The organism is Streptomyces sp. H27-D2, from assembly GCF_035828615.1.
Classification (GTDB): Bacteria; Actinomycetota; Actinomycetes; order Streptomycetales; family Streptomycetaceae; genus Streptomyces.
Window position 1 is genome coordinate 1 of record NZ_JAYMZR010000097.1, and the last position, 26924, is coordinate 26924.

A 26924-nucleotide genomic window follows, 5' to 3' on the forward strand; every position below is an offset into this window, starting at 1 on the left:
CCCCAGGGTCGGCGGTGGGGTCGGCCGCGTCGTAGCGGACCAGGTTGTCCCGGCCGCTCAGAAAGCCGTAGAGGGCCGGGCCCTCGATGAGCGCGCCGACCCTGGGGAGCACCCGGCGCACCGAGCGCGGCATGGGCCTGCCCAGCACGCGGGCCTGGCCCGACGTGGGCTCGATGAGGCCCATCAGCATCCGGATCGTCGTCGTCTTGCCCGAGCCGTTGGGGCCGAGGAAGCCGAAGACGCTGCCGCTGGGCACGGTGAGGTCGAGGGCGTTCACGGCGAGCTGTCCGCCGCGGTAGCGCTTGGTGAGGCCACGGGTCTCGATGGCGGCGGGGGCGGTGGAGCCGGGGGCGGGGCCGGTACGGGTACGGTCCGCGGCGCCCGCGCCCGCGCAGGCCCCGCCTCCGGCCCTGTCGTCGGCCCTGGCGTCGGCAGCAGGCTCGTCCACGGATCTCCCCTCAGTCGTCCCGGCAGGCATCCGGCGGTCACCCGGCCGGCGGGTACGGGCGGCGGGTACGGCCGGGCGGCCCGGCGGCACTGGAGGAGTGCGCCGAACCGCCCGGCCGCGTTCACCGACCGCGTGATGCGACCGCGTGATGCGACCGCGTCACCGACCCACGGTCGCATCACGCGACGTCACGGTCGCGTACCCGCGGCGCCCGCCGCGTCACTTCGCGGCGTTGGCGACCTTCAGCAGGCCGGCCTTGTCGACGGCGCCGACGTAGACAGTGCCGTCATCCGTCATCAGCGCGTTGACCAAGCGGGTGCTGAACACCGTGCCGGAGCCGAAGTCGCCCTTGACCTTCTCGCCCAGGCTGCTGAGCAGCTTCTCGGCGTCGGGGGACTTGCCGCCGTCCTTGGTGACCGGGCCTCCGCCGGACCCCTTGATCTCGGCGACCGAGGCCCAGCCCTTGCCGTGCACGTTCACCCCGGAGCCGGTACCGGAGCCGGATCCCGACTTCTCGGCCAGGTCGGAGAGCCCGGGGATGCCGGACAGACCGGACGGCCCGGCCTTGTCCGTCTTGTCCGACTTCGAGTCCGAGTTCGAGCCGCCCAGGTCCGCCGCCTTCTGCTCGGTGACCTTGGCGCCCTTGGGCGGGGTGAAGTCGAAGGTGCTCGCGGCCGGCTTGGCGAAGTCCACCGACGAGAAGCCCGCCTCGACGGCCGCCTTGCCGCCGCTCTTGGGCATCAGGGTGAACTTCAGCGGCACGCCGTTGTCCGCGTCGACCGCGATCCGGATCGAGCCGACCGTGGACTCGCTCTGCTTGGGCGTGATGACGAGCTGGTACGCGTCCTGCCCGGCCACCTTCGCGGTGCCGTCGACCGTCACCGAGGTGGTGTCGCCGACCGCCTTGAGCGCCTGCTTCGCGAACTCCTGCGGGGTGGCGTCCTTGAGGCCCTTCGGCAGCTTGTGCTCGGCGTCCTTGCCCGCCCCGCCCTTGCCCACGGCCTCCTCGCTCGCGCCCTTGGGGGCCGTCGCGTGGTACGCCTCGTTGGAGCCGCTGTCGTAGGTCCACACCTGGTCGGCGTTGTGGATCATGCTGTACTCGGCGGCCTTGTCGATGATCGACACCCGCTGCTTCTGCGGGCCGTCCACGGCCACCCGCAGGGTGTGCGTACCGGACGCCAGTTCGGTGAGCTTGGCCTCCGGCGAGGCGGCGCCGCCGCCGTCCTTGTCTCCGCCCCCACCCGCGCCCGAACCGAACATGCCGCCGGCGCCGCCGGCGGGCAGTGCCGGGAGGCCGAGGTCCGAGCTGACCTTCACCGTGCCGGACAGTTGCTGCGTGTCCGAGTCCGCGATCTTGGCGATCAGCGCCTCGGCGGAGATCTTCGGCAGATCCGGGTCTCCGGCGCTCGCCAGCGCCGGAACCAGCCCGATGGTCGCGGCCGCCACCCCCGCTACCGCGAGCGGGACGACGAAACGGGCGGTCTTGCGCCGACTGGCGGCTCGCTCCCCCGCGCCGTCCCATTCGTCACTGAGCTGTGTGGGTCGGTTCCGTGGCATGTGCAATACCTCCGTCGTAGGCGGCGGTCATTCGTGTCGCACTCGTCCACCCCTCGGGCCCATTGTCGCCCGATCCGCCATGCGGTGGTGGTGTTAATCCCACCAAATGAACGGGCTCAGCGCGTCAGCCCACGGGATCAAGCTCTTCTACTGCTCTGGGATGACGATCGCTCGCCCAGGTGGCCGCCCGTGTACCGCCAAAGGCGGAGACGGCCCTGACTAGTGTCAGGGCCGTCTGCCGGACCTTCTGCCGGACCTTCTGCCGGGGGCGCGAAATCATGAGCCGCACGCCCCCAACTGGGGCCCGGAGGGAGGCCGGGGGGATCACCCCGCCCGGTGCACCACCGCGTCGCACAGCTCCACCAGCGCGGCCTTGGCGGCGCACTCGGGCAGCGGCGCGAGCGTCGCGCGGGCCTGCTCGGCGTAGCGGATGGTGTCGCGGCGGGCCTGCTCCAGCGCCGGGTGCTCGCGCAGCCGGCGCAGCGCCTCGGCGAGCCGCGCGTCGTCCGTGAGGTCTCCGTCGAGCAGTTCGCACAGCTCCCGGTCGCCCGGCGAGCCGGTGGCCGCCGCCTGCGCGCGTACGTGCAGCACGGGCAGCGTGGGGATGCCTTCGCGCAGGTCGGTGCCGGGCGTCTTGCCGGACTCGTACGAGTCGCTGGCGATGTCCAGCACGTCGTCGGCGAGCTGGAAGGCGGTGCCGAGCCGCTCCCCGTACTGGGTGAGGATGTCGACGACGCCGTCGCCCGCGCCGGACATCATCGCGCCGAAGCGCACGGCGACGGCGATCAGCGAGCCGGTCTTGCCGGCGATGACGTCGAGGTAGTGCTCGATCGGGTCGCGGCCGTCGCGCGGGCCGGCCGTCTCCAGGATCTGGCCCGTCACCAGCCGCTCGAACGCCTCGGCCTGGATACGGACCGCTTCGGGCCCGAGGTCGGCCAGGATGTGCGAGGCCCGCGCGAAGAGGAAGTCACCGGTGAGCACGGCGACGGAGTTGCCCCAGCGGGCGTTGGCGCTCTCCACGCCGCGGCGCACGTCGGCCTCGTCCATCACGTCGTCGTGGTAGAGCGTCGCCAGATGCGTCAGCTCGACGACGACGGCGGACGGCACGACGCCCGGTGCGTAGGGGTCGCCGAACTGCGCGGCGAGCATCACCAGCAGCGGCCGGAACCGTTTGCCGCCGGCTCGCACCAGGTGCTGCGCGGATTCGGTGATGAACGGCACGTCGCTTTTGGTGGCCTCCAGCAGGCCCTCCTCGACAGCAGCCAGCCCGGCTTGGGCATCGGCGTCCAGTGCCTGGTCCCGCACGCTCAGCCCGAAGGGCCCGACGACGGTCACGGGGGGTACTCCTGTCTGCGGACGATCACGCGGATTGTCGATGTGTCGCTGCCTCAAGCAATGGCAGCGTATCCGGTCCCGGATGGATCACTGTGAGCGGCTGCCCGCGCCAGGTGGCGTCAAGCGAACGGAGGGCCTGGCCGGTATGTTCTTGATCACCGTTTGCTCCTGGTTTGCGATCCGGGGGTGAGGGCAGCAGAGGCACCCTGACAGCTGGGACTCAACTCATGGACTACCGCACCGAATTCCCGTACGAGACCCGCTGCGAGGACCTCCGCATCCCGCTGTCGGACGGCACCCTGCTCTACGCGCGCGTCTGGCGCCCGGTGAGCGAGGAGCCCTTCCCGGCGCTGCTGGAGTACCTCCCCTACCGCCTCGGCGACTGGACGGCCCCCCGCGACGCCCAGCGGCACCCCTGGTACGCGGGCCACGGCTACGCCTCCGTACGCGTCGATGTACGCGGCCACGGCAACTCCGAGGGCCTGCCCACCGACGAGTACTCCGCGACCGAACTGTCCGACGGCGTCGCGGTCGTCGAGTGGCTGGCCGCGCAGCCCTGGTGCAGCGGCAAGGTCGGCATGTTCGGCATCTCGTGGGGCGGCTTCAACAGCCTCCAGATCGCCGCACTCGCGCCGGAGCCGCTCAAGGCGGTCATCACGGTCTGCTCGGCCGACGACCGCTACGACAACGACGTGCACTACATGGGCGGCTCGGTGCTCGCCGTGGACATGCACGCGTGGGCCGCGACGATGCTCGCGTTCGTCTCCCGCCCGCCGGACCCCGCCCAGGTCGGCGACGCGTGGCGGCAGATGTGGCAGGAGCGGATGCGGGCCGTCGAGCCGTTCATCCACACCTGGCTGTCCCACCAGTCGCGCGACGCCTACTGGCGGCACGGCAGCGTCTGCGAGGACTACTCGGCGATCGAGGCCGCCGTGCTCACCGTCGGCGGCTGGCACGACCCGTACCGCGACACCGTCCTGCGGCTGGCCGAGCACCTCACCTCGCCGGTGCGCGGCCTGATCGGCCCCTGGTCGCACCAGTACCCGGACCGCGGGCTGCCGCCGGGCCCGGCGATCGGCTTCCTCCAGGAGACGCTGCGCTGGTGGGACCACTGGCTCAAGGACGAGGACACCGGCGTCATGCGCGAGCCGCTGCTGCGCAGCTGGATCAGCGAGTCGCACCCGCCGGCCACCGTCTACCCCGAACTGCCGGGCCGCTGGGTCGGCGACGAGAGCTGGCCGTCGCCGAACGTCGCGGTGATCCCGCTGGGGCTGGACTTCGAACTGGGGACGGATACGCCGGCGCTGGAGCCGTCGCCTGCCGCGTCGCCTGAGCCATCGCCTGAGCAGGGCTCGGGGCGGGGCGCGGGGCGGGGTTCCGCGCAGGGCTCCGCCCCCGCCTCCTCACCCACCCCCTCCCCTTCCTCCTCCCCCGCCGACGAGTCCCTGGCCGGGCTGATCCCGGTCCGCTCCCCGCAGCACACCGGCGTCGACGCGGGCCGCTTCTTCCCGTTCGGCAACGACGCGGACCTGCCGCCCGACCAGCGCGAGGAGGACGGCCGTTCGGTCTGCTTCGACTCCGCCCCGCTCGGCGTCCGGCTGGAGATCCTGGGCCGCCCCCAGCTCCGCCTGCGCCTGCGCTCGGAGGCCACCCGCGGCCAGGTCATCGCCCGGGTCTGCGACGTGGCGCCCGACGGCTCGTCCACGCTGATCACCCGAGGCGTGCTCAACCTGCTGGCGCGCAACGGCCGCGACCAGTCCGTCGAATGGAACCCGGGCACCAGCGAGGACATCACCTTCGACCTCAACGGCATCGGCCACGCGTTCCCGCCGGGCCACCGCATCCGGCTGGCCCTCTCGTCCGCGTACTGGCCCTGGATCTGGCCGCACCCGAGCGCCGCGGGCTGGTACGTCGACCCGTCGGCCAGCACCCTCGACCTCCCGGTCCGCACCCCCGTCGACGGCCCGCCCATCACCTTCGAGGAGCCGGAACAGGCCGTGCCGCTGAGCGTGGAATACCCCGCGCCCCCGGACGGCGCCCGGCCGCGCCCCGAGCGCCTGGTCGTACGGGACGTGGCCAGCGGCGAGTACCTGATGGAGGTCGACCCGCGCTACGGCGGCACCCGCGTCTACCCGGACGGCCTGCGCTTCACCGAGGACGCGCTGGAGACGTACCGCATCCGCAGCGACGACCCGCTCTCCGCCCGCACCCGCTCGGACTGGAACATCCGCCTGCACCGGCCGGACATCGACTGGGACGTACGGGTGGAGACCCGGTCCGAGATCAGCGCGACCGAGACGGACTTCATCACCAGCAATGAGGTGCTGTGCCTGTCGGGGGACGAGACGGTGTTCCACCGGACTTGGGAGCGGCGGATTCCGCGGACGGCGGGGTAGCCGCCCCGGAAGACCCCGCCGTCATCAGGGAGGAGGCCGAACGGCGCGGCGTAAGCGAAGCCGAGGTCATCCGCCGGGGCGTCCGCCTCGCGGCCCTGGCCCATCGCGTCTGGGACGAGCCCTTGTTCTCGCGACGTTCGAAGGCTCTGGCCGCATGCCCCACCAGGGACGACGTCAGTAACGCTGTCGCCGACGCCGCGCTGCGCGCTCAACACGCCGTCCGCAGGAACTCGTCGCGGTCAACGGCCGCGCCAGCGTCCGTCATGCCCTCGCGGGGCGGGCAGTCTCGGGGCGGGCAGTCGCGGCAGCGGCCGGGCTGGGCGGCGCGGAAGGGGCGGTCGCAGCCGCCGTCGCAGGTCTGCCAGGGCAGGACTACCGGCTTGGCGGGCGGCGGGGGCGCGGCGACCGGCCGTTCGCTCAGGCGGAAGGCCAGGAGTTTGGCCGGGCGGGCCCGGAAGCGGTCCGGGAGTCCGACGGTGAGCAGATCGGTGATGTCCTTGTGCCCGACGCCTTGCGCGAGCCACTGCGTGACGGCCGGAGCGAGCTCGGCCACCTCGCGCTGGGACAGGATCAGCCGGCGATCGACGATGCGCAGCGAGGCGAGGATGACGATGGCTAGCGGGTCGGCGTCGGCGAGCGGGGGCGCGGGCTGCCTGGGGGCGGGCGTGGGGGCGGTGGCCGGTGCGGGCTCGGGCCCGGATGCCTGCGGAGGGGCCGGTTCCGGTGTCGGCTCGGGCGTGGAGCCGGGCGTCGGGCCGGGCATGGGGCCGGGCATGGGGCCGGGTTGTCCGGTTTCGCCGGTGGGCGCGGGCGGCCTGGCGTCCGGCGCGGCGGCTTCCGGTTGGGGTGCCTGCTCGGGTACGTCCGCCGCCTTGCGCATCCGGGGACGCGGCGGGGCGGGCGGTGGCGGGGTGGGCCGCCCCCGACCGCGTACGCCCACAGCCACAGCCACAGGCACGTTGTAGAAGGTGGTCCGGGTACGGATCTGGCCGCCGAGCCCGCGCTCGCGCCGCCGTTCCAGATACCCGGCGTCCTCCAGCTCCTGGAGCGCCCGCGAGATCAGGATCTCGCCCTCGATGAAGAGCTCGCACAGCGCGGCGATGCTCACGGGCGCGCCATCCGGCAGCGAGAGGATGTACGTCGCGACGCCGACCGTGACCGCGCTTCCGGGCCGCTGCGCGAGGGCGTTGGCGATCACGGTGAAGTTGGCGGTGAGGCGGGTGCGGACATGGATCACGCCGGAGGTCGGTACTCCGGCGTCGGCGCAAGGGCGCGCGTTAGACTGCGTCTCAGCCATCGGGAAGCGTCTCTTCCTGGTCGGTCAGGCCCTCGATCGGGATGCCAGTCCCGGCCGGGGGCCGTCTTGTGTCTGTGGTTGTCGTCGCGAACGTAACCGCCCCCGCCCCGAATCCGCAACCAAGTCACCCTTGTGGGTGACGTGTTGGGAGGGGAGGGAGGGTAGGTAGTTCTTTCTCCCCGTTCTTTGGGGAGGCGCGTGGCCCACCGACTCCTCGCGGACGAGGCCCCGGTGGGACCGGGAGTCCGGTCAGCACCGGCATCGCGACCGCCAGATTCCATCTCGCGAGGGGCCCTCGGGCCCTACGAGCCGACGAGAGCCCGCATCATGTCCGCGACAGGGGGCTGTCGGTCAACGGCCGCGACGCCCGCCGAGGCGGGGAGTGGTCTCAGACGGTGCCGATGGCGAGCATGTGGGAACTGGCGGCGAGGAGGTCCGGGTACGGCTCGGCGAGCCGGGCGGCGGTCAGCGCGGCGGTGAACATGTCGGAGTCGATGAGCTTTTCACCGGTGTGCTGCTCGGTGGCTTTGAGCAGGGACCAGGTGGGACCCTCGACGCCGTACACCGTCACGTCGGCGAGGCCGGCGGCCGTCAGCTCCTCGGCGAGGCCGGGACCGGTGTGGAAGTACGCGGCCGTGAAGCCCTTGCGGCCGGGGTCGTGGCGGCCGGTGGCGAGGATGTCGGCGACGGCCTCCCGTACCGGGTCGCGGGTCAGGAAAGTCGTGGCCGTGTGCTCGAACAGCGACGCATAGCGGCCGATCGCGGCGGCGACCACGAAGCCGCCGGGGCGCACGGCACGGCGGGCTTCGGCGAGAGCCCGGTCGCGGTCGGCGCGGTCGAGGAGGTGGTAGAGCGGTCCGAGGACGAGCGCCACGTCGTAGGAGTCCGTCTCGGCGGTGAGTTCGCGGGCGTCGCCGAGTTCAACCGTGCAGCCGGTCGCCGCGGCGCGCTCGATGTGCCGGGCTACCGGGTCGACGAGGTGGACGCGGTACCCGGCGTCCACGAGCCACGCCGCGTGGACACCCGGGCCGCCGCCGACATCGAGCACCCTCGCGGGCGCCGGGGGCAGGTAGCGGCGCAGGATCTCCTGGGTACGGACCAGTTCAAGAGTTCCGTCCGCCGAGTCGGTCAGGCGGGTCGATTCGTCGAACGTCTCGGTGTAGAAGTCGAGGATCTCGGGAGGCACTTCGGGGGAGGTCTCCATAGAGGGATGGTCTACCCTCACCGGCCGTCTGTGGGCCTGGAAGACGGCAAAGCCCCCCGACGTAGTGGAACTGCCAGCAGCACCACGCCACAGCGTCCGCCGCCGCGCCTCTACGGACTTGCCAATACAGGCTGGCCTACACGCGCTTTCGGCTGAGGTCGAGGAGCATCGCGTCCTGAAGGGGCGCGCCTTGCCACGGATTGATCTCGCCGACCTTTCGGTACCCCCATGCCCGGTACGCAGCCTGCGCCGCCTCGTTGTCCGGATGGACATTGAGCAGGACGCGCTCGACACCGCTCCCATCGATCACGGCGTCATGCAAGCGATGGGCGATACCGCGTCCCCGCCATCGCGTGCGCACCGCGAGCTCCATGAGCCCCAAGGTCCGGTGTCCGTCCTCGCGCCGCATCTCGTCGGACACGGGTTTGGTGAAATGGTCCCACCAGCCGGTGCTGGGGCTGAGCGGGTATCCGTAGGCGATGCCGACCGGCTCGCCGTCCTCAGTACGGGCAAGGGCACCCCGGAAGGTGCCTTTGCGGGTCTGCGAGCGGAACCGGCGGAAGGTCGCAGCGACGCGTTCTTCTGTCTCGTTGTAAGGCGGTGCGGTGAACACTTCGGAATAGACCAGGGTGAACGCGCCCTCAGCCTGTGCCGCAGCATGGCCGTCCATACATTCGACGGCGATGGTTCCTCCCTGCGCCATACGTCACTCCTCACACGGTCTCGCGGATACGTACCGCGCACTCCCGAGCCACAGCGCTGTCGAGGCGAACGGCCGTCTGCTGGAACTCGCACATCTTGCGCAGGAGGCGCGGCGAGGAGATGCCGCCACAGACTTCGAGAACGGTGTCCATCTCCGCGCAGGCTTCCTCCACCTCACCGGCGGAAAGGAGTACACCCGCGAGTTTGACGCGGTACGAGGCGCTGTTGCGGGTGTAGTCGCAACCGATGCCGCGCACGGCTGCTCGGAGAAACGGCACAGCGCGTTTGGGTTGACCCGCGCGTACGTACATATCGGCCGTGGCGTGATCGACCTCGAAGGGACCGGCGAACTGCGCCCAGTTGGGAACGTCCGCGTCGGTGTCCGTACGGCTCTGGTGGGTCACCGCCCGAGTCAGCGCCCGACGTGCACCGGTCAGGTCGCCAGTGTGCGTAGCGATGTTGGCTTCGCGCAGCGCGATCACCAGCTGCACGGTCGCGCCCGTGCCCGCGCTCCTCGCGAGGCGGTAGGCGTTTTCGACCGCACTCGCCGCCTCCCACACCCGGTCCGCCTTGATCGCGAGGAGCACGAGCGTCTCCAGCACGGAGACCTGCAACAGCGGGTCGTCGATGAGCTGCGCCGCCGCGAGGCCTTCCATGCACGCGGCGCGACCTTCCTCGATCCGCCCGCCGTCGTACCCGTACCAGGCTCGATGCCCATGCAACTCGGCGAGCATCGTCTGTAGTTCGCGGCCGATGCGCGAGGTGTACGAGGCGGTGCCGAGCGCTCCCGTGATCTCCCCCTCGATGCGGTGGGCTCGCGTCATGGCAGGCACGCTGCCGGACAGATGATCCGTCTGATAGAGGCTGTCGAGGCGGGTACGCAGCCGCGCCACATCGGCCGTCCCGACGCGCGGACCCGCTCGACAGCCAACAAGAGCCGTTGCTGCCAGGGCTCCCGTTTCGGCGACGAACGTTCTCCTTTTCACCCCTCCAGCCTCACTGACCGGCATCGTGTCTGTCATCCGGTGCGAAGGGATCGCGAACCCCATTTCGGCGAGGGGCACTCCGAACATGGCTTCCAACACGGCCTGCTGCCCTGGGTGCGGCACCGGTGGTGGTTCCTCGCACTCCCAACGCCGCAGTTGCCGGACACTCACCGCCGCGTCGATACCAAGACGAGCGGCTTCGCCGGCGAAATCGCGCGCGAATGACTCCTGCGTATGCCCAGCGGCCTGCCGTAGCTGCGACAACGTGAGTGTGGCCTCTCCCGCCATGTGCATCCCCTCGCGACCGCGGATTCTCCCCTCACCGTAGCGATTTCGCCACTCCCCCACACGTGAAAACGTCCGCCGAAACGTCCGGTCTTCTTTGGCCCATGACGTCCTGCCAGGCGGTGCACTGGTGAAACTGCTTCGACGAGCGCGCTGTCTGTACGACTCGCTCCGCAACGAGAAACGAGAGGGGATCCACCCATGACCATCAAGCCCCCCACCGAGCCCGGCTCCGTAATCACCCACGTGACCCCCGTCAAACGCGACGTGACCTACGACCACCGTGCCCAGCAAGCCGCCATGCCGATCACCGTGCACCACCGCGACGGCAGCACGACCAAGTCCCTGATGGTCCTCACCCCCGACCAGATGGAGCTCTACGCGATCCAACTGGAACAGGTCATCGCGAAGCGCACCACGGCCAGGGAACAGGGGCTGCAGTGATGGCAGGTAACGCCTCGCCGACCACCGAGGACGTCTGCGCCTTCGCGGCCGGGCGTATCCAGGACGCGGCGGCCCGTCTGTGGCCCGGCGATCCGGTGACGCTCGGCCCGCATACGCCGTCCGTCACCGGCTACGTCCAGCGGATCGAGGCCGACGGGCGGGCACTGTTCGCCAAATACAGCGTTCTGGGGGCCCTCGGCGGCAGCCTCCCCACGCACCGCCCGCACTCTGAATGAGAGAGAACGGCTATGGAATCCTTCGAACGCGCCCGGCTGGACGCCTACTTCGCCAAGATCGCAGCCCAGTTCGCCCCCGCCGAGCCGGCCTCGTCATTCCTGGTCACACACCTGCTGCCAGAGCGGCCCGGCTTCGTCCGTGCGGTCGCCTCACTGTCGCGGCTGCGGGCGGTGCTGCCCAAGCCGAAGTCCATCAGCCCGGCCGCCCAGCGTGAGGTCGAGCAGACGATTCCCGTCGATGTCCTGTCCCGCGAGCTGTTCGCCGATCCGGACGCTGCCCTGGACTACTTCGAGTCGAGGGCCGGCGGCGAGCCGGTCGCGCTGCTGGACGTCGGCGGCTACTTCGCCCCGACCCTCGTCGAACTGCATGGGCGTTTCTCCGGTCAGCTCGTCGGGGTGATCGAAGACACCGAGAACGGCCACCGCCGCTACGCAGACCTCGACAAGCTGCCCTGCCCGGTCATCTCGGTCGCCCGCTCGCCACTGAAGGACCCCGAGGACTTCCTCGTCGGCCAGTCCGTGGTCTTCTCCACCGAGGCCGTCATGCGCGGACGTGGCGACATCCTGCACGGCCGCCCCGCCTTGGTGATCGGCTTCGGCAAGCTCGGCTCCAGCATCGCCCGGCTCCTGCATGCCAAGGGCGTCCAGGTCACCGTCTTCGACATCGACCCCGTCCGCCGCACCCAGGCCATGTCCCAGGGCTTCACCGTCGCCCGCGACCGCGAGAGCGCGTTGACCGGTGCCGGGCTCGTTCTCTGCGCGACCGGTGCGGTCTCCCTGCACGGCGAGGACTTCCCCCACCTGCGCAACGGTGCCTACGTCGCCACCGTCACCAGCAGCGAGGACGAACTGGAGCTGAACGGACTCCCCGACGTCTACACCCGCACGATGGTCGGCGACCACATCACCCGCTACCAGACCACCGGCCACTACTTCTATCTGGCGAACGGCGGGAATGCCGTCAACTTCCTGCACGGCGCCAGCGTTGGGCCATTCATCTTCCTGATCCAGGCCGAGATCCTCGCCGCGATCAGGATGCTCACCCGCGGTGACCTCGACCCAGGAATGCACGAGGTCACCGCGGCCGACCGAGCCGCTATCGCGGCGACCTGGCTCTCCTACTTCAACAGGTGATCGACATGGCCATCACGGCAGACCACATCCGCAGCACCCTGACCGCCTACCTCGACGAGCACCCCGAGGAGAAGCCCGAACTGGCCTTCGCCCTCGATCTCCTCGACACTGGGGCCGACCTCACCACCCGGAGCGAGTTCCGCGGCCACGCGACCGCCGGGGCGGTCCTCGTCGGTCCGGACGGGCGCATCCTTCACATCCACCACCTCGCCATGGCCAAGTGGCTCCTGCCCGGCGGGCACCTGGAGACCTCGGACGAGACCTTGCTCGACGCGGCTCTGCGCGAGCTCACCGAGGAGACCGGCATCCCCGCGGATACCGTCACCCCGATGAGTGAGAAGCCGGTCCACATCGACGTCCACCCCATCCCCGCCAACAGCGCCAAGGAAGAGCCGAACCACCAGCACTTCGACTTCCGGTTCCTCTTCCGCACTACGGCCGACGTCGGCCGGCTCCAGACCGAAGAGGTCACTGACGCCGCCTGGCGCGACATCGACACCCTCCACGACGACCGGTTGCGGCACCGCGTCGCCCAAGCCCTGCGCTGAACACCGAACACCCGAGCCGGCCGCCCTCGCCTTGAGTCGCGCAAGGGCGGGCGGCCTCCACGTTTCATGAGCGGAGCTCCCCGTTCACCTCCACCGTGACGCCGATCGATACCGCCGGCCGCCTCACTGGGGACGCCTCACCCAGGCAACCCCGCCACCGCCCGCGCGATCCGCGGCGAAGCGAACTCCGTCCCGCACACGAACCGCATCACCGGACCGAAGCTCGCCGCCGCGGGCAGCCCCGTGAAGAACAGCCCCCGCTCCGAGGACGAGAAGCCCGCGTCCAGCCGCGCCGCGCCGCCGCTGCGGGCGAGGCCGGTGCGCAGTCCGTGGCCGAGGAAGTCCATCGCGGCCAGGTCGACCCGGTAGCCGGTCGCCGCCATGACGTGGTCGACGGAGAGTTCGCCGGCGCGGCCGTCCGGGCCGCGCAGGGTCAGGACCGGGCGGCCGTCCTCGATGCGGGTGCGGGTGATCTGTCGGCCCGCGCTCACCTGGACCCGGCCGACGAAGCGGTCGCGCAGCCACCACGCGCCCATCGGGCCGAGCACCCGGCGTACCAGGAAGTGCCGGGTGGGGGCGGGCAGATGGCGGAAGGCTCCCGCGTGGTACGTCAGGGCGTAGAGCGACCAGGCGCGGCCGAAGGGCGACTCGGGGCGCAGCCGGGGCTGGCGGTCGGGGGGTGCGCCGAAGGCGACCGCCGTGCGGCCGCGGGCGATGATCCGGACCGAGTCAGCGCCCGCCTCGGCCAGCAGGACCGCGTTCTCCAGCGCCGACTGGCCCGCGCCCACCACCGCCACGTCGCGGCCCGCGAAGCGGGACAGGTCGTGGTGCTGCGAGCTGTGCGAGACCGGGCCGGTGGCGGACGGGCCCGTCGGCACCGCCCCGGCCAGCTCGGGCGGCAGGTGGCTGAGGCCGCTGAGGCCGGTGGCCACGACGACGGCGCGGGCCTCGAACTGCTCGCCGGAGTCCAGCTTCAGCTCGAAGCCGGATCGACCATCAGAGCCGGGGCCGCCACCGGGGCTGGAGCCCCCGCCCCCCGGGCCCCCGCCGCCCACCCGGTCGACGGACACCACCCGTACCTGCTCCAGCTCCGGCACCAGCCGCTCCTGGAACCACTGCCCGTACCGGATGAACGTCTCCACGGGCAGGATGTCCCAGTCGGACTCGTACCGCTTGCCGCCCGTCGCCACACAGAATTCGAGCAGCGAGTGCCCCGGCTGCGGCGCGTCGAGGCTGGACGCGGCGGGGGTGGACTTGAGCAGCATCCCGGCGGGCATGTGCTCGCGCCAACTGACCATGGGCGAGCCGAAGACGCGGACCGGGATGCCGCGCGCCCGCAGATGGGCCGCGGTCGACAGGCCGTAAGGGCCGGCTCCTATGACAGCTACCGGATGGTTCACTGGTCCCTCCCCAGGGCCTTGCGCGATTGCTTGCCCGGCCGGACGCCGTCCAACCGCGAGGCCCGGCCGTCCCGCCACAACTGCATGAGATGTCTTGCTCCCGGCCGTACGAAGCGCGCGAGCATCGTGAAGAACGGTTTGAGGTCGTCGGGCGCGAACCAGGCCAGTTCCGTGCCGCTCGGGCGCTTGGGGGCGTGCGGCGTGGTGTAGCCGCTGCGGCGGTAGGCGAGCAGCGCGGGCAGGTCGATGTTCTCGACGACGTAGCGGTTGCCGGCCCGCTGCTCGGCCTCCGGCACCTTGCGGCCGGTCAGGTGCAGATGCATGGCCCGGACGACGTCAACGCCCGCCTCGTTCTCGAAGAGCCGGAACTGCGCGCCGACCCGGGGATTGAAGTCGAGCAGCTTGTACTGCCCGTCGCGGCGGTCGAAGCGCCAGTCGAGGTCGATGACTCCGGAGAACCCGACCCGCTTGATGAACTGGGCCGCCATCTCGGCGAGTTCCGGGTTGTCGACCACGTACGCGCACGCCGTCATGCCCGCGTGCGGCGGCCAGGAGCGGACCTTGACGCCGGTGAACATCGCGAGCGGGGTGCTGTCGGCGTCGAAGTAGGCGTGCACGATCCAGTCCTCGGCGTCCTCGCGCGGCAGGTACTCCTGGAGGATCACGCCGGGGCGCGGCCCCCAGTCCCGGCCCAGCGCGAGCAGTTCGGCCGCCGAGCCGATCCGGGTGGTGCCGCGTACGGCGGGGGTGCGGCGGCGCTCGAACGCCTCGCGGTTCTTGGCGACTACGGGGAAGGCCGCGCTCCGGGCGAAGCACTCCAACTCCTCGTACGAGCCGGGGAACGCGGCGGCCGGCGAGGCCACCCCGTGCTCCACGCACAGCTCGTGCAGCCCCTGCTTGCTGGCCAGCCGGCGCGGCAGCTCTGGCTCCACCTTCGGGAAGAGGAAGTGCTCGCCGAGGGTGTCCGCGTGCTCGGCGATCAGCACCGCGGCCTCTTCGTCGGTCGGGATCAGCAGCGTGGGGCGGGCTATTCGGCGCCCGATCCGCAGCAGCCCCTCGACCAGCCGTTCGGGGCTCTCGGTGCCGGTCGTCGGCCAGACGAACCGGCCTCGCAGATAGCGGGAGGCGGCGGCGGGCGTGTAGCGGTCCTCGGTGATGGCGTACATGGGCACGCCCAGCCGGCCCAGACTGCGTATCGCCCCTACCCCGCCGTGGTGCAGCGGATAGTCCCCGATCTTGACGATCAGCCCCGGAACGCTCCGGTCGACCGTGAACAGCGCGCTGCGGCTCGCCACCTGTCCCCCCTATGGTCACGGTCCCACCCCGGCCGCGCCCCGCAAGGACGCTAAGCCCGAATGGAACATTCCGGCAAGACGTTTCCGGACATTGCGCAAGCTTTAGGTTGGGGCACTCGGCCGCCTCCCGGCTGCTCCCAGGCCGTAACCTGTGGCCAGCCCACCGGCGACCCCACCGGCGACCCCGGCGACGACGATGAAGGCGAGGCAGCACGTGCCCGAGCACACCCCGCAAGGTCAGAGCCCGCAGAGCGCACCCGGCTCCAACGGACGCAGCCCGCTCGATCTCCCCGAAGGGGACCCCTTCGGTCCGGGCAACCTCCCGTACGGGATCTTCAGCACGGTCGACTTCCCCGACCACGGCCGGATCGGCGTGCGTTACGGGGAGTACGTCCTCGACGTGCCCACCGCGGCCCGCACCTTCGACAGCGTCTACCAGGACCTGCTGGGCGGCGACACCCTCAACGCCCTGATGTCCGCGGGCCGCCCGGTCTGGCAGGGCGTCCGCGCCGAGCTCACCGGCTGGCTCACCGACCCGGCGCACCGGGCCGCCGTCGAGCCGCTGCTGCACCCGCTCGCCGAGGCGACCCTGCACCTCCCGTTCGAGGTCGCGGACTACGTCGACTTCTACGCGAGCGAGCACCACGCGACCAACGTCGGCAAGATCTTCCGCCCCGACGGCGACGCGCTGACCCCCAACTGGAAGCACCTGCCGATCGGTTACCACGGCCGCGCCGGCACCGTCGTCGTCTCCGGCACCCCGGTCGTCCGCCCCTCGGGCCAGCGCAAGGCCCCCGCCGACCCGGCACCCGTCTTCGGCCCCTCGCAGCGCCTCGACATCGAGGCCGAGGTCGCGTTCGTGGTCGGCGCGCCCTCCGTACAGGGCCGTGCCGTCCCGCAGCGCGACTTCCGCGAGCACGTCTTCGGCGTCTGCCTGCTCAACGACTGGTCCGCGCGCGACCTCCAGGCCTGGGAGTACGTCCCGCTGGGCCCCTTCCTCGGCAAGTCCTTCGCGACCTCGCTCTCGGCCTGGGTGACCCCGCTGGACGCCCTCGACGCGGCCCGCATCTCCCCGCCGCCGCGCGACCACGCGCTGCTGCCGTACCTCGACGACAGCGACCCCGAGGTCATCGAGCCGGCCGGGCTGGACATCCGCATCTCGGTCTCGGTCAACGGCGAGACGATCGCCGAGCCGCCGTTCTCCGCGATGTACTGGACCGCCGCCCAGCAGCTCGCCCATATGACGGTGAACGGCGCTTCGCTGCGCACCGGCGACCTCTTCGCCTCCGGCACGGTCAGCGGCCCGGAGCCGGACCAGCTGGGCAGCCTGCTCGAAATCACCGGCGGCAAGGGGCCGTACCTCCAGGACGGCGACGAGGTCGTCCTCACGGCCTGGGCCCCTGGCCCGGACGGCAGCCGGATCGGCATGGGCGAGGTCGCGGGGCGCGTCACGGCCTGACGAGCGGCGGTCTGGACCTGGGACTACGACCCGGATGCCGCACACGTCGTCGTCGGCTGCCGCCGCACGCCGGCGCGGGCGGGGCGGGAACCACACCCGCCCCGCCCGCGCCTTCCTGCTAGCTTGTCGTGTCCCTGCCTCACCGCAGGGACACCGCGGACTCGACGGAGGAGATGTACGTGCGCAAGGCAGCACAGATCACGGGGGCGGCGTTCTGCGCCGCTGTGCTCATGACCGGATGCAGCAGCAGCGACGGTGACAGTGACAAGGAGACCGGGGAGAGGGCGCCCTCGGCCTCCGGGAAGCCGTCGGCGACCGCCGCTCCCGACGCGGGCGGCGACGTCAAGGCCGCCGACCTCAAGGGCGGTTGGACGACGAGCGGCCTGCACGCCGACAAGGGCCTGCTGATCCTGTCCATCGCCGCGAACGACGCGCTGCTCGTCGGCAAGACGTCCTGCACGGGCAAGGTCGTGGACACCGCCCAGCCGGTGACCTTGAACCTCACCTGCAAGGACAGCGGCTCCGACTACGCCAAGGGCACGGTCAAGAGCGCCGACGCCAAGACGCTCAAGATCACCTGGGCCTCGGGCAAGGAGGACACCTTCACCAAGTCCGACATGCCCAGCGACATGCCCACCGGCCTCACCGGCTGAGCCGCGATCCCGTTCAGCGCGCAGGCACGTCCGAACGCCGACGCCCGGCCCCCTCCGCAGGGGGCCGGGCGTCGCTGGCAGGTGAACGAGGATCGGGTGCGCGGAACCGCGGAACCGCGGAGCCGGCTACCGCACGAAGACGCTCGCCTGGCCTGCCAGATCCAGGAAGTACTGCGGCGCGACACCGAGCACCACCGTGACGATGACGCCCACCGCGATGGCTGTCGAGGTGAGCACGCTGGGCACCGCGACGGTCGGGCCGTCGGCCTTCGGTTCGCTGAAGAACATCAGGACGATGACCCGGATGTAGAAGAACGCGGCGATGGCCGAGGAGATCACACCGACGATCACGAGCGTGCCCGCGCCGCCCTCGGCCGCCGCCTTGAAGACCGCGAACTTGCCGGCGAAGCCGGACGTCAGCGGGATGCCGGCGAAGGCCAGCAGGAAGACCGCGAAGACCGCCGCGACCAGGGGGGAACGCCGTCCGAGACCGGCCCACTTGGACAGGTGGGTCGCCTCGCCGCCCGCGTCGCGGACCAGGGTCACCACGGCGAACGCGCCGATCGTGACGAAGGAGTACGCGCCGAGGTAGAAGAGGACCGACGAGATGCCGTCGGGCGTGGTCGCGATGACGCCGGCCAGGATGAAGCCCGCGTGCGCGATGGAGGAGTACGCCAGCAGGCGCTTCACGTCGGTCTGGGTGACGGCGACGATCGCGCCGACCAGCATGGTGACGATCGCGACGCCCCACATCACCGGCCGCCAGTCCCAGCGCAGGCCGGGCAGCACGACGTAGAGCAGCCGCAGCAGCGCGCCGAAGGCCGCGACCTTGGTGGCCGCCGCCATGAAGCCGGTGACCGGGGTCGGGGCGCCCTGGTAGACGTCCGGGGTCCACATATGGAAGGGGACCGCGCCGACCTTGAAGAGCAGCCCCATCAGCACCATCGCGCCGCCGATCAGCAGCAGCACGTCGTTGCCCATGGTGGAGGCGAGCGCCGGGTCGATCTGCTTGGCGCCGTCGGCGACGACCTCGGCGATTCCGGAGTAGGTGACCGTGCCCGCGTAGCCGTACAGCAGCGCGACGCCGAACAGCAGGAACGCCGAGGAGAACGCGCCGAGCAGGAAGTACTTGACCGCCGCCTCCTGCGACATGAGCCGCTGGCGGCGGGCCAGGGCGCAGAGCAGGTAGAGCGGCAGCGAGAAGACTTCCAGCGCGATGAAGAGCGTCAGCAGGTCGTTGGCGGCCGGGAAGACGAGCATCCCGCCGATCGCGAACAGCACCAGCGGGAAGACCTCGGTGGTGGTGAAGCCGGCCTTGACCGCCGCCTGCTCCGTCTCGCTGCCCGGTACGGCGGCGGCCTGGGCGGCGAAGGAGTCCACCCGGTTGCCGTGCGCCTCCGGGTCCAGCCGGCGTTCCGCGAAGGTGAACACCGCGACCATCCCGACCAGCAGGATGGTGCCCTGGAGGAAGAGCGCGGGACCGTCGACGGCGACGGCCCCCATCGCGGCGATGTGCGCCTTGCCGCCCGCGTAGCCGCTGGACGCGAGCCCGACCACCGCGGCGAAGGCCGCCGCGACGCCGAGCACCGTGACCAGCAACTGGGCGCCGTAGCGGGCCCGTCGGGGCACGAACGCCTCGATGAGCACGCCGATCACGGCGGCCCCCAGCACGATCAGCGTCGGCGACAGCTGCGCGTACTCGATATGCGGGGCGGGGATCTTGTCGGGAGCCTCGGCCGCTGTTGTCCACAGGCTGTGGACGGCTGCTGCGCTCACTTGGCCGCCTCCGATTCTTCAGGCTTCACAGCGTTCACGGGCACGTCGGGCTTCGGGTCGCTCTTCCGCACGTCCGAGAGCGTGTGCTTGACCGCCGGATTGACGACGTCGGTCAGCGGCTTCGGGAACACGCCGAGGAAGAGCAGCAGCGCGATCAGCGGGGTGACCACGACGAGTTCGCGGATCCTCAGATCCGCCATCCCCTCGATGCCCGCCTTCACCGGGCCGGTCATGGTCCGCTGATAGAGCACCAGCACATACAGCGCGGCGAGCACGATGCCGACGGTCGCGATGACACCGAGCGCCGGATAACGGCTGAACGTGCCGACCAGGACCAGGAATTCACTGATGAAGGGCGCGAGCCCCGGTAGCGACAGCGTCGCCAGGCCGCCGACCAGGAAGGTGCCGGCGAGCACCGGCGCGACCTTCTGCACCCCCCCGTAGTCGGCGATGAGCCGCGAGCCGCGCCGCGAGATCAGGAAGCCCGCGACCAGCATCAGCGCCGCGGTCGAGATCCCGTGGTTGACCATGTAGAGCGTCGCGCCGCTCTGGCCCTGCGAGGTCATCGCGAAGATGCCCAGCACGATGAAGCCGAAGTGCGAGATCGAGGCGTAGGCGATCAGCCGCTTGATGTCCCGCTGGCCGACCGCGAGCAGCGCCCCGTAGATGATGCTGATCACCGCGAGCACCAGGATCACCGGCGTCGCCCACTTGGACGCCTCCGGGAACAGCTGGAGGCAGAAGCGCAGCATCGCGAAGGTGCCGACCTTGTCGACCACCGCGGTGATCAGCACGGCCACCGGAGTGGTGGCCTCGCCCATCGCGTTCGGCAGCCAGGTGTGCAGCGGCCACAGCGGCGCCTTCACCGCGAAGGCGAAGAAGAAGCCGAGGAACAGCGCGCGTTCGGTGATCGTCGCGAAGTCGAGCTTGCCGTCCGCGCGGGCCTGCGCGATCTCCTGGAGGGAGAAGGTGCCGGTGCCGAGCTGGTCGGCGGTGACCGCGTACAGCCCGATGACCGCGGCGAGCATGATCAGCCCGCCGACCAGGTTGTAGAGCAGGAACTTCACGGCGGCGTACGAGCGCTGCTTGGCCGTGTCGTCCGCGCTCAGCTCGCCGGCCCGGTCGCCGAAGCCGCCGATGAGGAAGTACATCGGGATGAGCATCGCTTCGAAGAAGATGTAGAAGAGGAAGACGTCGGTGGCCTCGAACGAGATCACCACCATCGCCTCGACCATCAGGATCAGCGCGAAGAACCCCTGAGTGGGCCGCCAGCGGCGGTTCGCGTTGTGCTCCTCCAGCGGATCGGCGTCGTGCCAGCCGGCCAGGATGACGAACGGGATGAGCAGCGCGGTCAGCGCGATGAGGGCCACCGCGATGCCGTCGACGCCCAACTCGTAGCGCACCCCGAAGTCCGCGATCCAGGCGCGGGATTCGGTGAGCTGGTAGCGCTCGCCGCCCGGGTCGAACCGGACGAAGACGACCGCCGCCAGCGCCAGGGTGGCGAGCGAGAAGATCAGCGCGAGCCATTTGGCGGCGCCGCGCCGGGCGGCTGGGACCGCCGCGGTCAGGACCGCGCCGATCGCCGGCAGCGCGGCTGTCGCTGTCAGTAGGGGAAAGGACATGTCAGACCGCCCTCATCAGCAGGGTCGCGGCGATGAGGACCGCCGTACCGCCGAACATCGAGACCGCGTACGAGCGCGCGTAGCCGTTCTGCAGTTTGCGCATCCGTCCGGACAGGCCGCCGATCGCGGCGGCGGTGCCGTTGACCGCGCCGTCGACCGCCTTGGCGTCGGCGTAGACCAGGCCGCGGGTGAGGTACTCGCCGGGCTTGACCAGGGCGACGTGGTTGAAGTCGTCCTGGAGCAGGTCGCGTCGGGCCGCCCGGGTCAGCAGTGAGCCGCGCGGGGCGGTCACCGGGACGGGCTTGCGGCCGTACTGCGCCCAGGCCAGTCCGACGCCGATCAGCAGGACGACGACGGTGGCGGCGGTGACCGTCGCGGCGCCGACGGGCGAGTGCCCGTGCGAGTGGCCGGTGACCGGCTCCAGCCAGTTGAGGAAGGAGCTGTTCAGGCTGAACAGTCCGCCCGCGAAGACCGAGCCGAAGGCGAGGACGATCATCGGGATGGTCATCGACTTCGGCGACTCGTGCGGGTGCGGCAGCTCGCCGGCGGGGGGTGCGGCCGGGGTCGCGGCGTGCGCCGCGGGCTCGGCCCCAAGCCCCTCAGGGGCGGGTGCGGTCGCCGGCTGCCACCGCTTCTCCCCGAAGAACGTCATCAACATCATCCGGGTCATGTAGAACGCGGTCAGCGCCGCGCCCAGCAGGGCCACCGAGCCGAGGATCCAGCCCTCGGTGCCGCCCTTGGCGAAGGCCGCCTCGATGATCTTGTCCTTGGACCAGAAGCCGGACAGTCCGGGGAAGCCGATGATCGCCAGATAGCCGAGGCCGAAGGTGACGAAGGTGACCGGCATGTACGTCCGCAGGCCCCCGTACTTGCGCATGTCCACCTCGTCGTTCATGCCGTGCATGACCGATCCGGCGCCGAGGAAGAGGCCCGCCTTGAAGAAGCCGTGGGTGACCAGGTGCATGATCGCGAAGACGTAGCCGATCGGGCCGAGCCCGGCCGCCATGATCATGTAGCCGATCTGCGACATCGTCGAGCCCGCGAGGGCCTTCTTGATGTCGTCCTTCGCGCAACCGACGATCGCACCGAAGATCAGCGTCACCGCGCCGACGACGACCACCGCCGTCTGCGCGTCCGGTGCGCCGTTGAAGATCGCGCCGGAGCGGGTGATCAGGTAGACGCCCGCGGTGACCATGGTCGCCGCGTGGATGAGGGCGGAGACCGGGGTCGGGCCCTCCATCGCGTCGCCGAGCCAGGACTGCAACGGCACCTGGGCCGACTTGCCACAGGCCGCGAGCAGCAGCATCAGGCCGATCGCCGTCAGCTTGCCCTCGCCCGCGTCAGCGGCCGACTCCAGCACAGGACCGAAGGCGAAGGTCCCGAAGGTGGTGAACATCAGCATGATCGCGATGGACAGCCCGACGTCACCGACCCGGTTGACGATGAACGCCTTCTTGGCCGCCGTCGCCGCGCTGGGCTTGTGCTGCCAGAAGCCGATGAGGAGGTACGAGGCGAGGCCGACGCCCTCCCAGCCGACGTAGAGCAGCAGGTAGTTGTCCGCGAGGACGAGCAGCAGCATCGCCGCGAGGAAGAGGTTGAGAAAACCGAAGAAGCGGCGACGCCGGTCGTCGTGCTCCATATAGCCGATCGAGTAGATGTGGATGAGCGTGCCCACACCGGTGATCAGCAGTACGAAGGTCATCGACAACTGGTCGAGCTGGAAGGCGACGTCCGCCTTGAAGCCGCCGACCGGGATCCAACTGAACAAGTGCTGGTGCATGGCGCGGTGCTCGCCGTCCCGGCCCAGCATGTCGGCGAAGAGCAGCACGCCGACCACGAAGGACGCCGCCGCGAGCACCGTGCCGAGCCAATGCCCGATCCGGTCCAGCCGCTTGCCCCCGCACAGCAGCAGGGCCGCGCCGAGCAGCGGCGCCGCGACGAGCGATCCGATGAGATTCTCCACTGTTTGCGACCCCTTACAGCTTCATGAGGCTGGCGTCGTCGACCGATGCCGAGTGGCGGGCGCGGAAGATCGTCACGATGATCGCGAGACCGACCACGACTTCGGCCGCGGCCACCACCATCGTGAAGAACGCGATGATCTGGCCGTCGAGATTGCCGTGCATCCGGGAGAAGGTGACGAACGCCAGGTTGCAGGCGTTCAGCATCAGCTCGATGCACATGAACACGACGATCGCGTTCCGCCGGATGAGCACTCCGGCCGCGCCGATGGTGAACAACAACGCCGCTAGGTAGAGGTAGTTGACCGGGTTCACTTGCTGGCCTCCTCGTTACGGTCGGCATCTCCGGCGCCGTCTGTGCCAGCCGTATCGGCCGTGCCAGCCGTATCGGCCGTGCCGGCGCCGGAGCCGCCGCGAGAGGCGGAGCCGACCGCCGGACCGCCGGCGTCCTCGTCCCGCTCCAGCCACTCCTCGGAGCGCTGCTCCAGCGCCGCCAGCTCGGCGAGCGCCTGGCCGGACACGTCCCGGATCTGGCCCCGGCCGCGCAACGTCTGGTTGACGGTCAGCTCGGAGGGGGTGCCGTCGGGCAGCAGCCCGGCGATGTCCACCGCGTTGTGCCGGGCGTAGACGCCGGGCGCGGGCAGCGGCGGGAGCTGGACTCCGGCGCGCACGCGCCGGTCGGCCTGCTCGCGCTGGGTCGCGGGGGCCTCGGTGTGCTCCCGGTGGGTGAGCACCATCGCGCCGACGGCCGCGGTGATCAGCAGCGCGCCGGTGATCTCGAAGGCGAAGACGTACTTGGTGAAGATGAGGGCGGCCAGGCCCTCGACGTTGCCGCCCGCGTTCGCCTTGCCGAGCCCGGTGAAGGCAGTCAGCGAGGCGTTGCCGATGCCGGCGATCAGCAGGATGCCGAAGCCGAGCCCGCAGAGCAGCGCCAGCCAGCGCTGGCCCTTGAGCGTCTCGGTGAGCGAGTCGGCGGCGGTGACGCCGACCAGCATCACGACGAACAGGAACAGCATCATGATCGCGCCGGTGTAGACGACGACCTGGACGACGCCGAGGAAGTACGCGCCGTTGGCGAGGTAGAAGACCGCCAGGACGATCATGGTGCCGGCCAGGCACAGCGCGCTGTGCACGGCCCGGCGCATCAGGATCGTGCCGAGCGCGCCGATCAGCGCGACGGCGCCCAGCACCCAGAACTGGACGGCCTCGCCGGTCGAGGTCAGGGAAGCGGCGGCGGCGAGCGAACTCATGCCTCGTCCCCCTCGCCGGTGGGACCCGCGCTCTTGGGCGAGACGTTGGTGACCGTCACCTCGCGGTGCGGCTCGGCGGTCCGCGAGGCCGCGGTGGGCTCCTCGTCCGTCGCCGACTCGCCCCTGGAGACCGCGACCTGCCGTACGGTGCCGGGCGCGGCCTCGGTGACCAGGCCGCGGTAGTAGTCCTGCTCGTCCGTGCCCGGGAAGATCGAGTGCGGCGAGTCGACCATGCCCTCGTCGAGCCCGATCAGCAGCTCTTCCTTGGTGTAGATGAGCGACTCGCGGGTCCGGTCGGCCAGCTCGTACTCGTTGGTCATGGTGAGCGCCCGGGTCGGGCACGCCTCGACGCACAGCCCGCACAGGATGCAGCGCAGGTAGTTGATCTGGTAGACCGCGCCGTAGCGCTCCCCCGGGGAGTAGCGCTCCTCTTCGGTGTTGTCCGCGCCCTCGACGTAGATCGCGTCCGCCGGACAGGCCCACGCGCACAGCTCGCAGCCGATGCACTTCTCCAGCCCGTCCGGGTGCCGGTTGAGCTGGTGCCGGCCGTGGAAGCGGGGAGCGGTGGGCTTCTTCTCCTCCGGGTACTGCTCGGTCAGCCGCTTCTTGAACATGGCCTTGAAGGTCACGCCGAAACCGGCTACCGGATTCTGGAATTCAGGCATCGTCGGCCTCCTTGCCATCTGCGGGACCCGAGGGTTCGGAGGTGTCCCCCGGAGCTTCAGCCGTCGCCGTGGGGACCAGCTGACGCTCGGAACGCGAGCGCCTGCGGGGTACGGGCGGCAGGGTCTGACCGGGCAGCGGCGGTACGGGGAACCCGCCCGCCATCGGATCGAAGGCCGGCTCAGGACCGGCCTCCGCCTTCTCCTCCTCCGCCGTCCTCTTCGCTCCGCGGTCCCTGAAGACGTCGACCACGAAGGAGAGCAGCAGGATCGCGAGGACCCCGCCGACGACGTACAGCAGGATGTCGCCGAAGTCGTAGTTCTCATTGCGCAGCGCGCGGACCGTGGCGACCAGCATCAGCCAGACCATCGAGACCGGGATGAGGACCTTCCACCCCAGCTTCATGAACTGGTCGTAGCGCATCCGCGGCAGCGTGCCGCGCAGCCAGATGAAGAAGAACAGCAGCGCCTGGAGCTTGAGCACGAACCAGAGCATCGGCCACCAGCCGTGGTTCGCCCCCTCCCAGAAGGTGCTGATCGGCCATGGGGCCATCCAGCCGCCCAGGAAGAGCGTCACCGCGACCGCCGACACCGTGATCATGTTGACGTACTCGGCGAGCATGAAGAGCGCGAACTTGATCGACGAGTACTCGGTGTTGAAGCCGCCGACGAGGTCGCCCTCGCTCTCCGGCAGGTCGAACGGCGCGCGGTTGGTCTCACCGACCATCGCCACGATGTAGATGATGAACGAGACCGGGAGCAGCAGCGCGAACCAGCGGTCGTGCTGCGCCTCGACGATCGTCGAGGTCGACATCGATCCGGAGTAGAGGAAGACCGCCGCGAACGAGACGCCCATCGCGATCTCGTACGAGATCATCTGGGCGCACGCGCGCACCCCGCCGAGCAGCGGGTACGTCGATCCCGAGGACCAGCCCGCGAGGACGATGCCGTAGATGCCGACCGAGGCGGTGGCCAGGATGTAGAGCACGCCGATCGGAAGGTCGGTGAGCTGCATCGTGGTGCGCTGGCCGAAGATCGAGATCTCGTTGCCGGCCGGGCCGAACGGGATGACCGCGATGGCCATGAAGGCCGGGATGGCCGCTATGACCGGCGCGAGGATGTAGACGACCTTGTCAGCCCGCTTGACGACCAGGTCTTCCTTGAGCATCAGCTTGATGCCGTCGGCGAGCGACTGGAGCATGCCCCAGGGGCCGTGCCGGTTGGGGCCGATGCGCAGCTGCATCCAGGCGACGACCTTGCGCTCCCAGACGATCGAGAACAGCACCGTGATCATCACGAAGGCGAAGCAGAAGACCGCCTTGATGACGACCAGCCACCACGGGTCGCGCCCGAACATGGACAGGTCCTCGGCCGCGAGCAGGCTGAGCGGGCCCGCGTCCCACAGCGGGTTCGCGTTCACGCGCGCACCCCCGCTGCCGTACGGCCGGTGGCCGCGCCGATGCGGGAGCGGGGCTCCCGTGCCGGGTACGTGATCATGACCGCACCTCCGGTGCTTCGGTTACGGCGGCTCCGTCGCGATGCGCCGCTGAGGCGTCCAACGAGAGCTTGACCAGTTCGCCCGGACGGGCTCCGGTGTCGCGCAGCACGCCGCCGCCCGTCGAGTTCATCGGCAGCCAGACGACCCGTTCGGGCATCGCCGTGACCTGGAGCGGCAGCCGGACCGTGCCGGCCGGGCCGGTGACGGCGAGGCTCTCGCCGTCCCGTACGCCCGCCTCGGCGGCGGTGGCCGCGGCGAGCCGGGCCACGGCCGGGTGCCGGGTGCCGGCCAGCGCCTCGTCGCCGTCCTGGAGCCGGCCCTGGTCGAGCAGCAGCCGGTGGCCCGCGAGGACCGCCTCGCCCGACTCGGGGCGGGGCAGCGGCTGCGAGGTCTCCAGCGGGTCGCCCGCGTGGGCGCCGGCCCAGCCGCCGAGCCGGTCCATCTCCCGGCGCACCGCCCGTACGTCCGGCAGTGCGATCGGCGCGTCCAGCGCGTCCGCGAGCATGTGCAGCACGCGGGCGTCGGCCAGCACATGCCGCCGGGTGATCTGGTCCGGCTTGATGGCGGCCTCGAACGGCCGTGCGCGGCCTTCCCAGTTGAGGAAGGTGCCGCTCTTCTCGACGACCGCGGCGACCGGCAGCACGACGTCCGCGCGGTCGGTGACCTCGGAGGGCCGCATTTCCAGGCTGACCAGGAAGCCGACCGCGTCCAGCGCCTGCCGGGCGCGGGCCGGGTCGGGCAGGTCGGCCGGCTCGACTCCGCCGGCGAGCTGGCCG

24 protein-coding genes are annotated in these 26924 nt (G+C 70.8%); 7 read left to right on the forward strand and 17 right to left on the reverse strand.

All coding sequences use genetic code 11. The features are described 5' to 3' along the window. The 3 genes from QMK28_RS27985 to QMK28_RS27995 form a co-directional block, all read right to left on the reverse strand. Positions 1-448: ATP-binding cassette domain-containing protein (locus tag QMK28_RS27985; RefSeq protein WP_443050849.1), on the reverse strand; the 448-nt coding region annotated here is incomplete at its 3' end. Between the two features lie 219 nt (positions 449-667). Continuing rightward, positions 668-2005 (reverse strand): LolA family protein, encoded by a 1338-nt coding sequence (locus QMK28_RS27990; protein WP_326442400.1) that lies wholly within the window; start codon positions 2003-2005, stop codon positions 668-670. 324 nt (positions 2006-2329) lie between these two features. Further along, positions 2330-3340: a polyprenyl synthetase family protein gene (locus QMK28_RS27995; RefSeq protein ID WP_326442401.1), complete on the reverse strand. Its 1011-nt coding sequence runs from the start codon at positions 3338-3340 to the stop codon at positions 2330-2332. A gap of 227 nt (positions 3341-3567) precedes the next feature. Here QMK28_RS27995 and QMK28_RS28000 point away from each other — a divergent pair, with 227 nt between their 5' ends. Next, positions 3568-5736, forward strand: a complete 2169-nt coding sequence (locus QMK28_RS28000; protein ID WP_326442402.1) for a CocE/NonD family hydrolase — start codon at positions 3568-3570, stop codon at positions 5734-5736. A gap of 208 nt (positions 5737-5944) precedes the next feature. On the opposite strand, the gene QMK28_RS28005 is transcribed toward QMK28_RS28000, so the two are convergent. From QMK28_RS28005 to QMK28_RS28020, 4 genes are all read right to left on the reverse strand, one after another. Next, entirely contained in the window at positions 5945-7033 is a 1089-nt protein-coding gene (locus QMK28_RS28005; protein WP_326442403.1) for a hypothetical protein, read from the reverse strand. Positions 7034-7421: 388 nt separating this feature from the next. Beyond that, the gene (locus tag QMK28_RS28010; RefSeq protein WP_326442405.1) at positions 7422-8237 is read right to left on the reverse strand and encodes a class I SAM-dependent methyltransferase; all 816 of its coding nucleotides are present in this window, start codon (positions 8235-8237) and stop codon (positions 7422-7424) included. Positions 8238-8373: 136 nt separating this feature from the next. After that, on the reverse strand, positions 8374-8940 hold the full coding sequence (locus QMK28_RS28015; protein WP_326442406.1) for a GNAT family N-acetyltransferase: 567 nt from the start codon (positions 8938-8940) through the stop codon (positions 8374-8376). Positions 8941-8950: 10 nt separating this feature from the next. Next, positions 8951-10213 carry a hypothetical protein gene (locus tag QMK28_RS28020; RefSeq protein ID WP_326442407.1) on the reverse strand — a complete coding sequence of 421 codons (1263 nt, stop codon included), beginning with the start codon at positions 10211-10213 and terminating at the stop codon, positions 8951-8953. Positions 10214-10411: 198 nt separating this feature from the next. Between QMK28_RS28020 and QMK28_RS28025 the strand changes: the two genes are divergently transcribed. Genes QMK28_RS28025 through QMK28_RS28040 form a run of 4 tightly spaced genes read left to right on the forward strand, consistent with a single transcriptional unit; the run spans position 10412 to position 12572 of the window. Beyond that, the gene (locus tag QMK28_RS28025; RefSeq protein WP_326442408.1) at positions 10412-10654 is read left to right on the forward strand and encodes a hypothetical protein; all 243 of its coding nucleotides are present in this window, start codon (positions 10412-10414) and stop codon (positions 10652-10654) included. Further along, positions 10654-10890 (forward strand): hypothetical protein, encoded by a 237-nt coding sequence (locus QMK28_RS28030; protein WP_326442409.1) that lies wholly within the window; start codon positions 10654-10656, stop codon positions 10888-10890. The genes QMK28_RS28025 and QMK28_RS28030 overlap by 1 nt, the downstream gene beginning before the upstream one ends. 12 nt (positions 10891-10902) lie before the next feature. Further along, the gene (locus QMK28_RS28035) at positions 10903-12024 is read left to right on the forward strand and encodes an NAD-binding protein (RefSeq protein WP_326442410.1); all 1122 of its coding nucleotides are present in this window, start codon (positions 10903-10905) and stop codon (positions 12022-12024) included. Positions 12025-12029: 5 nt separating this feature from the next. Beyond that, the gene (locus QMK28_RS28040) at positions 12030-12572 is read left to right on the forward strand and encodes an NUDIX hydrolase (protein WP_326442412.1); all 543 of its coding nucleotides are present in this window, start codon (positions 12030-12032) and stop codon (positions 12570-12572) included. A 137-nt stretch (positions 12573-12709) separates the two neighbouring features. Here the strand turns inward: QMK28_RS28040 and QMK28_RS28045 are convergent, their stop codons facing one another. Both QMK28_RS28045 and QMK28_RS28050 read right to left on the reverse strand, forming a co-directional pair. Next, entirely contained in the window at positions 12710-13972 is a 1263-nt protein-coding gene (locus tag QMK28_RS28045) for an FAD-dependent oxidoreductase (RefSeq protein WP_326442414.1), read from the reverse strand. Further along, positions 13969-15267, reverse strand: a complete 1299-nt coding sequence (locus tag QMK28_RS28050; RefSeq protein ID WP_326442415.1) for a carboxylate--amine ligase — start codon at positions 15265-15267, stop codon at positions 13969-13971. Before QMK28_RS28050 ends, QMK28_RS28045 begins: the two co-directional genes overlap by 4 nt. Before the next feature lie 214 nt (positions 15268-15481). On the opposite strand from QMK28_RS28050, the gene fahA reads away from it, so the two are divergent. After that, a complete protein-coding gene (fahA, locus tag QMK28_RS28055) occupies positions 15482-16726 on the forward strand; it encodes a fumarylacetoacetase (RefSeq protein WP_326442416.1) in 1245 nt (414 codons plus the stop codon). A 179-nt stretch (positions 16727-16905) separates the two neighbouring features. Next, a complete protein-coding gene (locus QMK28_RS28060; protein WP_326442418.1) occupies positions 16906-17379 on the forward strand; it encodes a hypothetical protein in 474 nt (157 codons plus the stop codon). Between the two features lie 126 nt (positions 17380-17505). On the opposite strand, the gene nuoN is transcribed toward QMK28_RS28060, so the two are convergent. The 8 genes from nuoN to QMK28_RS28100 all read right to left on the reverse strand — a co-directional run. Next, complete coding sequence (gene nuoN, locus QMK28_RS28065; protein ID WP_326442420.1) at positions 17506-19155, reverse strand: NADH-quinone oxidoreductase subunit NuoN; 1650 nt, start codon at positions 19153-19155, stop codon at positions 17506-17508. Next, a complete protein-coding gene (locus tag QMK28_RS28070; RefSeq protein ID WP_326442421.1) occupies positions 19152-20777 on the reverse strand; it encodes an NADH-quinone oxidoreductase subunit M in 1626 nt (541 codons plus the stop codon). The genes nuoN and QMK28_RS28070 overlap by 4 nt, the downstream gene beginning before the upstream one ends. 1 nt (position 20778) lies before the next feature. Further along, a complete protein-coding gene (nuoL, locus tag QMK28_RS28075) occupies positions 20779-22740 on the reverse strand; it encodes an NADH-quinone oxidoreductase subunit L (protein WP_326442422.1) in 1962 nt (653 codons plus the stop codon). Positions 22741-22753: 13 nt separating this feature from the next. Continuing rightward, complete coding sequence (gene nuoK / locus QMK28_RS28080) at positions 22754-23053, reverse strand: NADH-quinone oxidoreductase subunit NuoK (RefSeq protein ID WP_326442423.1); 300 nt, start codon at positions 23051-23053, stop codon at positions 22754-22756. Beyond that, a complete protein-coding gene (locus QMK28_RS28085; RefSeq protein ID WP_326442424.1) occupies positions 23050-23988 on the reverse strand; it encodes an NADH-quinone oxidoreductase subunit J in 939 nt (312 codons plus the stop codon). The genes nuoK and QMK28_RS28085 overlap by 4 nt, the downstream gene beginning before the upstream one ends. Next, entirely contained in the window at positions 23985-24653 is a 669-nt protein-coding gene (gene nuoI, locus QMK28_RS28090; protein WP_326442425.1) for an NADH-quinone oxidoreductase subunit NuoI, read from the reverse strand. The genes QMK28_RS28085 and nuoI overlap by 4 nt, the downstream gene beginning before the upstream one ends. Further along, entirely contained in the window at positions 24646-26007 is a 1362-nt protein-coding gene (gene nuoH, locus QMK28_RS28095) for an NADH-quinone oxidoreductase subunit NuoH (protein WP_326442430.1), read from the reverse strand. The genes nuoI and nuoH overlap by 8 nt, the downstream gene beginning before the upstream one ends. 136 nt (positions 26008-26143) lie before the next feature. Beyond that, on the reverse strand, positions 26144-26924 hold a 781-nt coding region (locus tag QMK28_RS28100; RefSeq protein ID WP_326442427.1), incomplete at its 5' end, for a molybdopterin dinucleotide binding domain-containing protein.